1 protein-coding gene and 1 pseudogene are annotated in these 875 nt (G+C 50.4%); one reads left to right on the forward strand and one right to left on the reverse strand.

Features of this window, described 5'->3' with window-relative positions; translation table 11 throughout:
• Positions 1 to 409: hypothetical protein (locus VZ95_RS20695; protein WP_045777547.1), on the reverse strand; the 409-nt coding region annotated here is incomplete at its 3' end.
• A gap of 263 nt (positions 410 to 672) precedes the next feature.
• Between VZ95_RS20695 and VZ95_RS27710 the strand changes: the two are divergent.
• Positions 673 to 875: pseudogene (locus tag VZ95_RS27710) on the forward strand (hypothetical protein); the annotation flags it as partial.

Genomic DNA, 875 nt, shown 5'->3' on the forward strand with positions numbered 1-875 from the left:
GGACCATGCCAACGTTGATCCCCCAGGAGAAATTCAGATTCAGCGCCACGAGGGTCGGATCGAGCCAGAAAGCGGCCGTTGTTGCTAAGGTCGAGAGCACAAGCCGCAGCCGCGCATCAATATCCGAGCGGTCGTCCACAAGGCCGATGATGTAATGGCATGCCACGAGTATTACACCAACCTTAACGGGAAACTGCATATCCGCATTGATAGAATGCAAAAATACGGATGCCAATCCCGCAATCGCTAAGGCGGTTCCGCCCATCTTGGGGGTCGGCCGCGCATGAAACTTGCGCACGTTATTCGGAATATCCAACACACCAAGGCGCAGACCGAGCGGACGAGAAAGCCACAAAATCAGCACTGTAAGACCCAAAGCTACTGCCGATTGGATGAGTACCATCGTCATGTGTTGCTCCTGCTTCCTACATCTGACGCGATTTGCCCTGGGGCGAAGGTAGGCTTTGAGGTCTAAAATTTCCCTTAATATGGAAATAAATTATAGCGAAAACCTCTGTTCTTATCGCAACGCAATGTAGCAAAAAGACAGAGTGACCGCGCGTGACAAGCTAGCCTCGGATATGTCTAAGTTGAGCAACAAGGGCTCAAAATGTTAATGATGAAAGGCATCATTAATAAACTATCAATCTTTCAGGTGGCATTAACCTCCCCATGCGCGCTTTATCTCTCTTAGAAATTGCAGAAACTCTCCGGCACGATCCGGAAGCGATCGCGTATCACGTACAAGACTGGGTTTTGCACCGGGATGGATTGGTCCTTGTCCTTAATAAGCCTGCGGGAATGCCGGTCCATTCGGTCGCGGGCGGCAAGAGTTTGCATCTCAGCCAATTGCTTTACGCATGGCAATATGGCTA

Source organism: Elstera litoralis (genome assembly GCF_000963705.1).
GTDB lineage: Bacteria > Pseudomonadota > Alphaproteobacteria > Elsterales > Elsteraceae > Elstera > Elstera litoralis.